This is a genomic window from Vibrio sp. HENC-03 (genome assembly GCF_000305755.2).
GTDB classification, from domain to species: Bacteria; Pseudomonadota; Gammaproteobacteria; order Enterobacterales; family Vibrionaceae; genus Vibrio; species Vibrio owensii.
The window spans coordinates 1-13,187 of record NZ_JH976114.1 but is presented as its reverse complement, the minus strand read 5'-3'; the positions used below and the strand labels follow the sequence as shown (position 1 = coordinate 13,187).

11 protein-coding genes and 1 tRNA gene are annotated in these 13,187 nt (G+C 46.3%); 2 read left to right on the top strand and 10 right to left on the bottom strand.

Annotation, left to right across the window (positions count from 1 at the left end):
• Positions 1-4: 4 nt before the first annotated feature.
• Positions 5-1,321 carry an adenylosuccinate synthase gene (locus tag VCHENC03_RS16720; protein ID WP_005438335.1) on the bottom strand — a complete coding sequence of 439 codons (1,317 nt, stop codon included), beginning with the start codon at positions 1,319-1,321 and terminating at the stop codon, positions 5-7.
• Positions 1,322-1,494: 173 nt separating this feature from the next.
• Between VCHENC03_RS16720 and VCHENC03_RS16725 the strand changes: the two genes are divergently transcribed.
• Positions 1,495-1,680, top strand: coding sequence for a DUF2065 domain-containing protein (locus tag VCHENC03_RS16725; protein WP_005432777.1), 186 nt, complete (start codon positions 1,495-1,497; stop codon positions 1,678-1,680).
• 113 nt (positions 1,681-1,793) lie between these two features.
• Here VCHENC03_RS16725 and hflC read toward each other — a convergent pair whose 3' ends face one another.
• The 8 genes from hflC to tsaE all read right to left on the bottom strand — a co-directional run bounded on the left by hflC (position 1,794) and on the right by tsaE (position 10,960).
• On the bottom strand, positions 1,794-2,774 hold the full coding sequence (gene hflC / locus VCHENC03_RS16730; RefSeq protein ID WP_009697541.1) for a protease modulator HflC: 981 nt from the start codon (positions 2,772-2,774) through the stop codon (positions 1,794-1,796).
• A gap of 2 nt (positions 2,775-2,776) precedes the next feature.
• A complete protein-coding gene (gene hflK / locus VCHENC03_RS16735; RefSeq protein ID WP_009705480.1) occupies positions 2,777-3,982 on the bottom strand; it encodes an FtsH protease activity modulator HflK in 1,206 nt (401 codons plus the stop codon).
• 45 nt (positions 3,983-4,027) lie between these two features.
• Positions 4,028-5,317, bottom strand: a complete 1,290-nt coding sequence (hflX, locus tag VCHENC03_RS16740) for a ribosome rescue GTPase HflX (RefSeq protein WP_005438331.1) — start codon at positions 5,315-5,317, stop codon at positions 4,028-4,030.
• A 38-nt stretch (positions 5,318-5,355) separates the two neighbouring features.
• Positions 5,356-5,619 (bottom strand): RNA chaperone Hfq, encoded by a 264-nt coding sequence (hfq, locus tag VCHENC03_RS16745; RefSeq protein ID WP_005438329.1) that lies wholly within the window; start codon positions 5,617-5,619, stop codon positions 5,356-5,358.
• A gap of 192 nt (positions 5,620-5,811) precedes the next feature.
• Positions 5,812-6,744, bottom strand: coding sequence for a tRNA (adenosine(37)-N6)-dimethylallyltransferase MiaA (miaA, locus tag VCHENC03_RS16750; RefSeq protein WP_005438326.1), 933 nt, complete (start codon positions 6,742-6,744; stop codon positions 5,812-5,814).
• Complete coding sequence (mutL, locus tag VCHENC03_RS16755; RefSeq protein WP_009705479.1) at positions 6,741-8,759, bottom strand: DNA mismatch repair endonuclease MutL; 2,019 nt, start codon at positions 8,757-8,759, stop codon at positions 6,741-6,743. Before mutL ends, miaA begins: the two co-directional genes overlap by 4 nt.
• Positions 8,760-8,777: 18 nt before the next feature.
• Positions 8,778-10,502, bottom strand: a complete 1,725-nt coding sequence (locus tag VCHENC03_RS16760) for a LysM peptidoglycan-binding domain-containing protein (RefSeq protein ID WP_032802531.1) — start codon at positions 10,500-10,502, stop codon at positions 8,778-8,780.
• On the bottom strand, positions 10,496-10,960 hold the full coding sequence (gene tsaE, locus VCHENC03_RS16765; RefSeq protein ID WP_009705477.1) for a tRNA (adenosine(37)-N6)-threonylcarbamoyltransferase complex ATPase subunit type 1 TsaE: 465 nt from the start codon (positions 10,958-10,960) through the stop codon (positions 10,496-10,498). The genes VCHENC03_RS16760 and tsaE overlap by 7 nt, the downstream gene beginning before the upstream one ends.
• 284 nt (positions 10,961-11,244) lie before the next feature.
• Between tsaE and queG the strand changes: the two genes are divergently transcribed.
• Positions 11,245-12,372 (top strand): tRNA epoxyqueuosine(34) reductase QueG, encoded by a 1,128-nt coding sequence (queG, locus tag VCHENC03_RS16770; RefSeq protein ID WP_009705476.1) that lies wholly within the window; start codon positions 11,245-11,247, stop codon positions 12,370-12,372.
• A 528-nt stretch (positions 12,373-12,900) separates the two neighbouring features.
• Here the strand turns inward: queG and VCHENC03_RS16775 are convergent.
• Positions 12,901-12,977, bottom strand: a tRNA-Met gene (locus VCHENC03_RS16775).
• Positions 12,978-13,187: the final 210 nt, after the last annotated feature.

Below are 13,187 nucleotides of genomic sequence, written 5' to 3'. Positions count from 1 at the left end.
TCGATTAAGCTTCGAATGGGTGAACCTTAATGATAGTTTCGTTACGGTCAGGACCTGTAGAGATGATGTCTACTGGCACGCCAGTTAGCTCTTCAATGCGCTTGATGTAATCTAGAGCAGCTTGTGGTAGCTCTTCGATTGATTTCGCACCGAATGTGTTCTCAGACCAACCAGGCATTGTTTCGTAGATAGGCGTTGCTTTTTCGAATGCTTCAGCAGCCATCGGAGAAACTTCTAGCGTAGAGCCATCTTCCATCTTGTAACCAGTACAGATTTTTAGCTCTTCTAGACCATCTAGTACGTCTAGTTTAGTTAGACAGAAACCAGATACAGAGTTGATTTGGATTGCACGACGCATAGCAACAGCATCGAACCAACCAGTACGGCGTAGACGACCTGTTGTCGCACCGAACTCGTGACCAACTTCACCTAGGTGTTTACCTACTGGATCTTGCTTGTCTAGACCGTCGTATAGCTCAGTCGGGAATGGACCTGCACCAACGCGAGTACAGTAAGCTTTCGCGATACCAAGGATGTAACCGATGTGACGAGGACCGAAACCAGAACCTGCAGCAACACCACCAGCAGTCGTGTTAGAAGAAGTTACGTACGGGTAAGTACCGTGGTCGATATCAAGTAGAGTACCTTGTGCACCTTCGAACATGATCTTATCGCCGCGCTTACGTGCTGCGTCTAGTTCGTCAGTTACGTCGATAACCATTGAAGTTAGTAGATCTGCGTAGCCTTTCGCTTGCTCAAGTACTTCTTCGTAGCTTACTGGTTCAGCTTTGTAGAAGTTAACTAGTTGGAAGTTATGGTATTCCATTACTTCTTTTAGTTTCTCTGCGAAAGCTTCCATATCGAATAGGTCACCAACGCGTAGACCGCGACGAGCAACTTTATCTTCGTATGCTGGACCGATACCACGGCCAGTTGTACCGATAGCTTTTTTACCGCGAGCGATTTCGCGAGCTTGGTCCATTGCAACGTGGTAAGGAAGAATTAGAGGACATGCTTCAGAAATGAAAAGACGCTCGCGTACTGGAATGCCGCGCTCTTCAAGAGGTTTCATTTCTTTAATTAGAGCTTCAGGCGATAGTACAACACCGTTACCGATAACGCATTTTACGTTATCGCGAAGGATACCTGATGGAATTAAGTGAAGAACGGTTTTTTCACCGTCAATTACAAGTGTGTGACCTGCGTTGTGACCGCCTTGGTAGCGTACCACGTATTTTGCATCTTCAGTTAAAAGGTCTACAATTTTACCTTTACCTTCGTCACCCCATTGGGTGCCTAGAACGACTACGTTATTTCCCATCTTTCCAAGTCTGATTGCTAGTTAAAAATGGATTCTAGCACCGAATCACTCTTCTTGCAGTCATTTTTGTTCACAGAGTTGATACTAGAATGCAAACATCACCGATGTTGTTCATTTCGAAATCACTACATCACTGATAATATTTACCTTTCTTAAATCCACAAGGAATCGCAATGTCTGAGTCAATTTGGCTAGCGATAGGGCTAGTATTGATTGTTGAAGGGATTGGCCCTCTGGTCGCCCCAAATGGCTGGCGCAACATGGTTGCCCAACTGAGCGAGCAACCCGATAACCATCTGCGTCGCATCGGCGGTTGCTTGGTCGTAGCCGGCGCTGTGATCGCTATCATGATGAGTTAATCACTCTACCGCCCCAACTCTGACCTATCTGGCCGTTAGCAATCGGCGCAGCAAGAAATAGATACAAAAAAGGCTCCATAACGGAGCCTTTTCAATTTGCTTGAACGCGGAGCTTATTTCGCTTCTGCGCCTTTCGCATTGTTCATGTATTGGAAGAATTCGCTCTTCGGATCCAGAACAAGGATGTCACTCTTAGAGCTGAACGATTTCTCGTAAGCTTTTAGAGAACGTAGGAAGCTGAAGAACTCAGGATCTTTGTTGTACGCATTTGCGTAGATCTTCGCTGCTTCTGCATCCGCTTCACCTCGTGTTACACGAGCTGTTTTGTCTGCTTCAGCAAGAATCGTTGCTACTTCAAGCTCAGCTTGTGCGCGGATTACTTCTGCTTTCTCACGACCTTGAGAACGGTGTTTACGAGCTACCGACTCACGCTCTGCACGCATACGACGGTAGATAGATTCACTGATCTCATCTGGTAGGTTGATCTTCTTCATACGGAAGTCAACGATACGAACACCCAAATCTTTCATTGCGCTGTCGCGCGTGTCTTTCAACACTTCAGACATGATTAGGTCACGTTCGCCATCGATTTCCAATGCTTCACGAGCTGCCTCTGTGCTCACTTCATCACTGCTTGCGTCTTCTGGAAGTACGTCGTTATTACGTGGACCAGATACGATTTGCTTGATTTCACGAGAACCGATTTCTGCACGTAGAACGTCTGTTACTTTACGCTCAAGAAGCGCTTCAGCAGTCAGCGTGTTACCGCCGCCAGTTGCTAGGTAGTAACGACCGAAATCTTCAATACGCCACTTCACGTAGGTATCGATGATTACGTCTTTTTTCTCAGACGTTACGAAACGGTCAGCACGGCCATCCATTGTTTGGATACGCGCATCTAGTGTTTTCACGCGGTCAAACAAAGGCATTTTGAAATGCAGACCCGGCTCGTAAATACGAGTAATGTCGTTGTTGTCTTTCAAGACACGACCAAATCGAACCACAATACCGCGGTCACCTTCAGGAATCACAAACAGTGACATCAGCATTAATGCCAGTGCGATTACCAGTACAGGGATCATTAACTTACGCATTCTTAGTATCTCCCTTGACGTGTACCAGTTGAACGAGACTGCGAGCTCGAAGTGTCTTCTTGCGAACGCTCAGATTCCAATTGGATGTGATCGTACGTTGAAGTCGATTTCGATTTACGTTTAGTGTCTGTTTGACCATCTTGACCAGCCAACTTATCAATTGGAAGGTAAAGAAGGTTGCCGCTAGATTCAGAGTCAATCAGCACTTTCGATGTGCTTGAGTAAACTTCTTCCATCGCGTCTAGGTACAGACGGTCACGAGTTACACCCGGTGCCGCTTGGTATTCAGGTAGTAGTTTTTCAAACTGAGCTACTTGACCAAGTGCTTCGTTAGTTACACGCTCGTTGTAACCTTGCGCTTCTTTCTTCAAACGCTCTGCACGACCAGTTGCTTTAGGCAAGATTTCGTTCTTGTAAGCTTCTGCTTCACGGATGAAACGCTCTTCATCCTCACGTGCTGCGATTGCATCATCAAACGCATCTTTAACTTGCTCTGGTGGACGTGCAGACTGGAAGTTCACGTCAACAATCACGATGCCCATATCGTAGCTATCAATGATTTGGTTCAGAGTTTCTTGTGTTGTTTGACGGATTTGCTGACGGCCACTTGTTAGGATGCTATCCATCAGTGAGTCACCAATTACCGCACGTAGCGCAGAATCCGTTGCTTGACGTAAGCTGTCGTCCGCATTGGTTACGCGATATAGGTATTTGTATGGGTCAGCAACACGGTATTGAACGTCCATCGCTACCGTTACTACGTTTTCATCTTTTGTCAGCATTAGACCAGATGCACGTAGCGAACGAATCGCTTGCACGTTAACCGCTTCGTATTCGTCGATAAAACGAGGACGCCAGTTCAGACCTGGGTCTACGATACGGTCGTATTTACCTAAACGCAGCACAACACCGCGCTCTGCTTCACCGATGGTGTAAAAGCCAGCGAAGAACCACACCGCAATCGCGATAACTGCAATGACACCAAAGCCAATCGCACTACCACCACCGCCGATAGGTGAACCACCACCGCCGCCTTTTTTACCAAATTTGCCACCCAGCTTTTGACTCAGTTTGCTGAACACTTCATCTAAATCTGGCGGACCTTGATCTCGGCCACCAGGACGCTGGCCACCACGATTATTATTACCCCAAGGGTCATTATCGCGGCCATTGTTGCCGTTGTTATTTCCAGGCTCATTCCACGCCATTAGAAAGCTCCATCATTTGATATGACGTTATACTGTAGCAGTCCTTTAAGTGACTATAAAGTCGACTAAAACTGCCCCTTCTCTTTTTTCAAGTCTAGACCAATCTACCTGTTGCATTCGAATATTGATCAACAAGTTACCTTCCTGGTCATATTCCTCACGTTGAATACACTTCATTTGGAAGAATGTACTACGGAATCGTCCTTGATACTGTGGAGGAATTCGCAACTGATGCTCAACCATTTGCGACGCTAAACGTTCGGTCAGCGCGTCAAACAGAAGATCAATGCCTAATCCGTCCATCGCGGAAACCCAGACCGTACGAGGCACGCCTTCCTCATCACGTTCTATACGTGGTTTCTGCTCTTCTAGATTGTCAATCTTGTTCATTACTACGAGTGTCGGCACTTCATGTGCGTCGATCTCTTCTAAAACTTCATGAACAGCTTGAATATTCTCACGAAAACGCTCGTCACTGGCATCAACAACATGTAACAAAATGTCAGCTTCTTGCGTTTCCTGCAAGGTTGCTTTGAAGGCCGCAACCAAATCGTGAGGCAGGTGTCGGATAAAACCAACGGTATCTGCAAGTATCGCAGGTCCTACGTCTGCTAACTCTATCTTACGTAAAGTTGGGTCAAGAGTAGCAAACAATTGATCTGCCGCGTAAACGCCAGCTTCTGTAATACGGTTGAAGAGTGTCGACTTACCCGCGTTGGTGTAGCCCACGAGAGAAATCGTTGGGATCTCTGCTCTGTTTCGGGCACGGCGCCCTTGTTCACGCTGCTTCGCGACTTTTTCAAGACGACGAAGGATAGCTTTGATTCTGTCACGCAATAAACGACGGTCGGTTTCTAACTGGGTTTCACCTGGCCCACGTAGACCGATGCCGCCTTTCTGCCTTTCAAGGTGCGTCCAACCGCGAATTAAACGAGTAGAAATATGACGAAGTTGGGCTAGCTCTACTTGCAGCTTACCTTCGTGTGTTCGTGCTCGTTGAGCAAAGATATCGAGGATGAGACCGGTGCGGTCGAGGACTCGACATTTGCACAGCGCTTCGAGGTTACGTTCTTGGGCAGGAGAGAGGGAGTGATTAAAAATCACAATTTCAGCACCAGTTAATTGTACCGCAGTAGCAATTTCTTGCGCCTTACCCTCTCCGACATAGTATTTCGGGTGTGGGGATTGACGACTGCCAGTCACAACTTGCAGCGCCTCTACCCCAGCGGAAGAAACCAGCATTTCGAATTCAGCCAGATCTTCCCATTCACCTTCTTGCGTGAAGTTGATATGAACAAGTACGGCTCGCTCACCGGATTCATAACGGTCAAACAAGCAATCAACTCCTTATTTTTGCAATACTAAATGAAGAATTAATCTTCAGATTTCTCTTGTGGACGATCACCTTGAGGACGATCACCACTGTGGTGGCTCACTGGACGAGCCGGAACAACGGTAGAGATTGCGTGCTTGTACACCATTTGATTTACAGTGTTTTTCAGCAGGATCACGAATTGATCGAAAGATTCGATCTGACCTTGTAGTTTAATACCGTTCACAAGGTAGATAGATACCGGGATACGCTCACGACGTAGCGCATTTAGGAATGGGTCTTGTAGAGATTGCCCCTTAGCCATTTTATTTTCCTTATTTAATTTGTAGTTGTAATTATTTAGCTAGTGGTGCAATGCAAAAGATACTGCTTTTGCATCTGAGCTAAACGAATCAAAATGCACCCTAAGTAATTAGCAGCATAGTATAAAAACCGCCAATAACAGATCCTTTGAGAGTGCGTTCACGCAAAAACGATCACATTATACACAGCTATCTCAATCAGATGCTATTGCTTCTGACATAGTTTCAAGTGCCTGTTCAATGTTATCGCTATCCAACCAAGTTAAATCATTCCAGCTGCGTAACCAGGTGATTTGACGCTTGGCCAATTGACGAGTTGCACAGATGCCACGAAAAACGGCTTCGTCGCGCGTGCAGTCCCCGTCTAAGTACTCCCACATCTGTCTGTAGCCCACGCAACGGATAGAAGGAAGATCAGGGTGAAGATCTTTGCGCGCATACAACGCTTTCATTTCTTCTTCAAAACCCGCTTCCATCATCTTATCGAAACGCAGCTCAATTCGACGGTGAAGTTCTGCCCTGTCCTTGGGAGCTATTGCAAACTGTTTGACTCGGTAAGGCAAGCTGTCGCCTTTCGTTTGAGTCAACTCAGTAAGAGTTTTACCTGAAATGCGGAATACTTCCAATGCCCTAGATAAACGTTGAGGATCGTTTGGATGAATTCTCGCAGCTGATACAGGATCAATCTCTTTCAGCTCATCGTGCAACACCGACCAACCTTTAGTCAATGCCTCTTGCTCAATTTGCTGACGAATTTCAGGATTTGCAGCAGGAAGAGGTGATAAGCCTTCAAGTAACGCTTTGTAGTACAGCATTGTTCCGCCGACTAATAACGGAATTTTTCCTTCTGCAACAATGTCATCCATTGCCTGTAGTGCATCACGACGGAAGTCCGCCGCAGAGTATGATTCGCTCGGGTCAAGAATATCGATAAGACGATGCGGCGCTAGACTTAGCTCTCGCTCATCTGGTTTTGCTGTGCCGATATTCATGTCTTTGTAGATCAACGCCGAGTCCACGCTGATGATCTCAACTGGGTATCTCTGGCGAAGTCGAATCGCTAGCTCTGTTTTACCTGATGCTGTTGGCCCCATTAAAAATAGCGCCAAAGGTAGTTTGTCTGTCATGGTCTTAATTTGGCAATCGTGGCAGAGAAATCAACAGCAGACACAAATTTTGTATCTTCTAATGGCAATTGACCATGTCTTAGCTGTTCAAGTTCCGCAATAATTTGAATGGCTTCGGAAAGAGTATAGTGGCTCTTAACGGTAGTGACCTGCAAAGCAAGCCAATCTATCAGCTCTGATAGCAGCTGAACCGTTGCCACCTCTCCTCTCACGCGAGTTTGCGCGTAAGATAACAGATCTGGTATCAAATTTTGTAAGTTTTGTTGACGCAGTGGTGATGGCACACCCATGACCATCAAAGCTTTGTCATTTCGAGCTTTCAGTTGAATGCCCAACTGCGCAAAATCTTGCTGATAATCGCGCGCAAGCTCAACTAATTCCGGCTCCAACTTAACGGATAATGGAACCAACAGTGGCTGAGCTTTTAACGCTCCGTCGCTTGGTGTTAGCTGACCTTTGGTCCGATAAAACTCCGCTCTTGGCAACGCGACCAAAGCCACACCACTATCGCTGCTCATCAAGACAAACTGCTCGTCCACCACAGCCAGCGCTTTGCTTAATGCCGTAACTGGCCGTAAAGCAGCTTCTGCCGATGTGCTAACTGATGCTTTTGGAGCTTCTTTTTGAGGCTCAAAATCTGGCGTTTGAAGCAATTCATGATAAGCGCGCACTTCTTGTTTACTTGGCGCAGGCTCAGCATGACGTTGTTCTCTGTTAGAACTTGGGTTAGGCGCAGGTTTTGACTCAACCCAATCTGTTCGTCTGAAAGAGTCTGCCGGACGTGCTTCTCGCACAGAAGAATCACTTGGTGCCCTATCGCGAGGTTTCGCTTCATAGTCTGAACGCCCCGGATAAGCTGGAGTGTTATCAATCGCTTGATAGACTTGCTCTGGCACAGGAGAGATCACAGGCTCTGGTGCGCTGACTGGTTCTTGATTTGCCGTGCTCGCCTCAAAAGATTCAACAGGGTCGGCATGGTGGAACGCGGATTCGTTGACGTGGGGTTTATCAATCACCGAGCTTTGTGCCAGAGCATCTGCTAGAGCTTGATAAATAAAGTCATGCACTAAGCGGGCTTGATGGAAACGCACTTCATGCTTGGCTGGATGCACGTTAACATCCACTTGGTGCGGATCGAGCTCAATAAACAAGACATACGCGGCGAACTGATCCGGCTTTAAGCTGGTTTCATAGCTTTGACGAATCGCGTGATTGATCAACTTGTCACGCATCATACGCCCATTCACGTAGCAGTATTGTAAGTCACTCTGTTGTCTCGCTCCTTCTGGCGTGGTGATCCAGCCATGAAGCTTGAGACCTTGATGCTCCAATTCGATACGAAGCATATTACGCACAAAAGCATTACCACATACCGCAGCAATGCGCTTTTCAGTTTGAAGTTGGTTCTTTGCCGCACGGTATTGACGAATCATTTTGCCGTTGTGGCGCACATTGATAGTGACATCAAAGCGACTTAACGCAATGCGCTTTAGCAGCTCATCGATGTGGGCAAATTCGGTTTTCTCAGTGCGGAGGAATTTACGGCGTGCGGGCGTATTAAAGAACAGATCTAAGACTTCAACCGAGGTACCAATTGGGTGTGCCGTCGGCTGAAGCTTAACCTTCATGTCACGCCCTTCCGAGTAGGCACTCCACGCTTGTTCTTGCGCTGCTGGGCGAGAAGTCATGGTTAAGCGCGACACCGAGCTAATACTCGCTAACGCCTCACCGCGGAATCCCAAACTCATGATGGCTTCAAGATCGTCCAATGTGTGGATCTTAGAAGTAGCATGACGACTCAGCGCCAGACCTAACTCATCTTTCACAATCCCTTTGCCGTTATCGCGCACGCGAATCAGCTTGGCACCACCTTTCTCGATATCAATATCAATACGAGTCGCGCCAGAGTCGAGACTGTTTTCTACCAGTTCTTTCACGACAGAAGCAGGTCTTTCGACGACCTCTCCTGCCGCGATTTGGTTTGCCAGTCGAGCTGGCAAAATCTTGATGGTCATGATGAGTTATCAGCTCACTTATTTGTTTGGAATGATCAGCACCTGCCCAACCGCTAGTTCATCAGAACGTAAGTTGTTCGCCTTACGAATACTTGACACGCTAACGCCATACTTCGATGCAATCTTACCTAGGTATTCACCGCGAGCAACCTTGTGCTTGCGGATTGGTTTGTCTTTCACTGCGACAGTGATCTTCAACTTCTGGCCAACCCAAAGCGTATCTGATTTCAGCTTGTTCTCACGGCGAATATCCGCAATTTTCACTTTATAGTGACTGGCAATCTTGCCAAGGAACTCTCCGGATTTAACCGTGTGTGTGATCGTCTCAGTTTCAACGGTATTTGGCTTGTTCGGAATAGAAACCGACGCTGCACCAGAACCAGGAATTTTCAGTTTTTGACCAACCGCCAAACCACTCGATTTAAGCTTGTTCGCGCTCATGATGGCTTTGGTCGACGTACCGTATTTCTGAGCAATAACTGACAACGACTCACCACGTTTCACAGTATGAATCGATGGCTTAGCAGAAGACGAGAACACCGTACCTTCTGGCGGGTTGTCTTTCAGATATTGTACAACCGCTTTAGTGATAGCTCGTGCTAATTTGTCTTGGTGCGCACGTTGGAACAATAACTTCTCTTCCGTTGGGTTCGAGATAAAGCCTGTTTCAACCAGAACTGAAGGGATTTGTGGAGAACGCAGAACCGCCAAGCTGGTATTGATTGGCTTCGAGTTATGCAAGCGAGCAACTTTACCCATCTCGCCAAGAATGTTGGTTGCTAGCTTATAGCCTTCTTTCTGCGAATGGCTGAACTGAAGATCCAACAATGTTTGGTTCACGTTACGATCATTAGTGTTGCTAACAAACGCCGTCCCCGATCCGCCAAGCAACTCAGATTGTCTCTCGTGGTTTTCAACCCAACGGGAAATTTCTGTGTTTGCACGACGCGTGTTCAATACGAATACCGAACCACCACGAGGTTTTGGAGAGGTGAACGCATCAGCGTGAATCGAAATCAACAGGTGAGCATTGTTTTCACGCGCAATCGCCACACGACGGTTGAGGTTGACAAAGTAGTCCCCGTTACGAGTCATACGAGTTTTGATACCGGGAACCGCATCTAACTGAGCCGAGATCTTACGAGAAATGCTCAGCACCGCATCCTTTTCATATTTACGACGCGATGGGCCGATTGAACCAGGATCTTCACCACCATGACCAGGGTCGATGACAATAAGTATTTCTTGTGCGCGCTTCACCGAGCTCATGTCTTTACTTGGTGTTGCTGGGGTACTTGGTTTTGAAGTACTGGTTGCTGCTGTCGATGTCTTCGCGCCATGTGGTAAGTCAATAACCAAACGGTGGCCATATTGCCCAGTTGGCTTTAGCGTGAAGAGTTCAGCTTTAACGTTCTTCTTGAGCTCAAATACCAAACGGTATGTACCTTTGTTCGGTGGAGAACTCTTACGAACCCGCTTTAGAACCGGGCTGTCAGTTACGGTGACAGGCAATTTGGCTTGCATCGTGGTGTTTTTAATATCCACGACTAAGCGGTCTGGTCCAGACAAAGAAAAATAGGAATAATCTGCTTCCGAGCTCAAATCGATGACGACACGAGTCTCATCTGGTGAAGGCCAAACTCGGAAACTTTTTACGACGTTAGCAAATGCTAAATTGGGGATGATAAGGAGAAAAGTGGCGACAAACGCCGCCACTACTCTAAATTTAGGAAGACTCAACATAGCTCCAATCGACTGAGTAACTGCACACCATATTCATTGTTCGCCGTTAGTTCGGCTACACGCTGCTCGCCTTGGTAACGAATGTCCACATCAAGATCTGGTTGTGGCAGCATTCCTTGCCCTTTCTCTGGCCATTCCACCAAACAAATCGCATCATCCGTGAAGTAGTCTCGAATCCCCATGAATTCCAACTCTTCCGGATCCGCCAATCGGTAAAGATCAAAATGGTAAACTTGCCACTTACCTAGCTGATAAGGTTCAACCAAAGTATAGGTCGGGCTTTTTACATTTCCTTGATGGCCAAGAGCACGGACAAAACCACGACTGAAGGTTGTTTTACCCGCACCCAGATCACCGTGCAGATAAATGGTGGTTTGTTGAGAACAAAGCTGAGCCAGTGCGGTGCCTAGTGCTACCGTTTCATGCTCATCTTTAAGATTAAATTGTTTCGTGCTCATTGATGTTTCTCTAACTAATGATCGTTGACTATATAAAAATCAAAAGAACAGGAATAGTAAACTGTGTTGGTTTTGAGAGACAAGCTCTCAAATGTCATATATGCGAAAAAATGACCAAAAAAGACAAATCCTAATTACCTGATTCTATTGAATGCATAAGGAAAATTGCTCATGCCCACGTCAACTTTTGCTGACTTTGTTTCAAAATACTTATCTAGACTTTCTGGTAGCACCAATTCATAAGATCCGGTAAGATCCGCCCCCCTTTATCTCGGTGATAAAACATGAACTTCGAACAACTCGCTCAACAAATCAAAATTTGGGGTAAAGAGCTCGGCTTTCAGAAAGTCGGTATCTGCGATGTTGATCTTAGTGAACATGAAGCGGCTCTGCAAAAATGGCTTGATGCTGGCTATCACGGTTCAATGGATTGGATGGCTCGTCACGGCATGATGAGAGCCAGACCCAATGAACTTCTACCGGGAACCATACGTGTCATCAGCGTGCGCATGGACTATCTGCCACCTGAAGCTAAGTTCGCTTCCAATTTGGCAAACAAAAACCATGCTTACATCAGTCGCTATGCGCTTGGTCGTGATTATCACAAGTTGGTGAGAAAGCAGCTTAATAAACTTGGCAAACTTATTGAGCAAGAAGTCGGACAATATGGCTATCGCCCCTTTGTCGACTCAGCCCCTATCCTTGAACGCCCACTCGCTCAAAAAGCCGGGTTAGGCTGGACAGGCAAGCACTCACTCATTTTAGATAAAGACTGTGGTTCATGGTTCTTCCTTGGCGAATTGCTTATCGACTTGCCATTACCCGTGGATGAACCAAGCGTCGATCAATGTGACAAGTGTAAAGCATGTATCACATCCTGTCCGACGCAAGCTATCGTTGACGATAAAATCGTAGATGCACGACGCTGTATCTCTTATCTCACGATCGAATTTGATGGTGTTATCCCTGAAGAGTTCCGCAAACCGATGGGGAACCGTATCTACGGATGCGACGATTGTCAGTTAGTTTGTCCATGGAACCGATACGCGGAAGTCACCACTCAAGAAGACTTTCACCGTCGTGATAGTTTTAAAGACCCAGATCTCGTTACTATGTTTGAATGGGATGAGGCAACCTTCCTAAAACAAATGGAAGGGTCTGCGATCCGCCGAATTGGCCACTTACAATGGTTGCGTAATATTTCTGTCGCACTTGGTAATGCAGAATATAGCCAAAAGGCCATTGACGCCTTAGAGAGCCGTCGTGGTGAAAGTGAATTACTAGATGAACATATCAATTGGGCTCTAGAGCAGCAATTCAGCCAATTCCCTACCAATGAATCAGACTCTATCGAGACGAAGAAGAAACGCTTAATCAGAATCGTCGAAAAAGGCCTTCCAAGAGACGCCTAACGCGTAGCTCATATGCAAGAGATTGAAAACACTTTTTACATGTTCAATTCATGACCTTGTTCTCAATTCTGGAATGTGGAAAAAAAGTCAAGACTCGAAAGATTTCAGGGAAGAGAAAAAAGTTAAACACAACCTAAAGAAATGATTAGGATCAAAAAAATACAAATTAATGATCCTGATTTAACGCACCCGATCCGCAATAAAAGCAACTTTCCCCATAAATAACATGCACTTATGCAGCAAAGGGAAATTTTTATTGTTGTCGCATAAAGAAAAGATCTTTCTTTGCAGCCCTTTAAACCCAAGCTGAAAACACTTTATCAACCAACTTATCCACAGAATGATGTATGTGGATAACTCTGTTAATTAAAGGACAGAAAGCACTCCGAACACCAGACAATTCGTTGCTCAGACAAGTCGTCTCATGTTTAAAACACAAACGAAATCGTCCGGCATCGACTGATGCGGATTAAAATATGATTTTCAGGGGTTCATGCTTCGCAGCATTATGAAAAGAGCGATGTGAATTGGTTGCGGGAGCCGGATTTGAACCGACGACCTTCGGGTTATGAGCCCGACGAGCTACCAAGCTGCTCCATCCCGCGTCCATGTATCACTGCTTTAAGCAGTAATAAGAATTGGAACGACACACGAAGTTCCCTATCCATAACAGAAAGGCGTAACCTCAACTTTGGTAAGTTTGCTCTGTAAACGAGCGAGTGTCGCAATTCACTGTTAAGCACAATGAAAGCTATCAAATTGGAGCGACACACGAGGTTCGAACTCGTGACCTCAACCTTGGCAAGGTTGCGCTC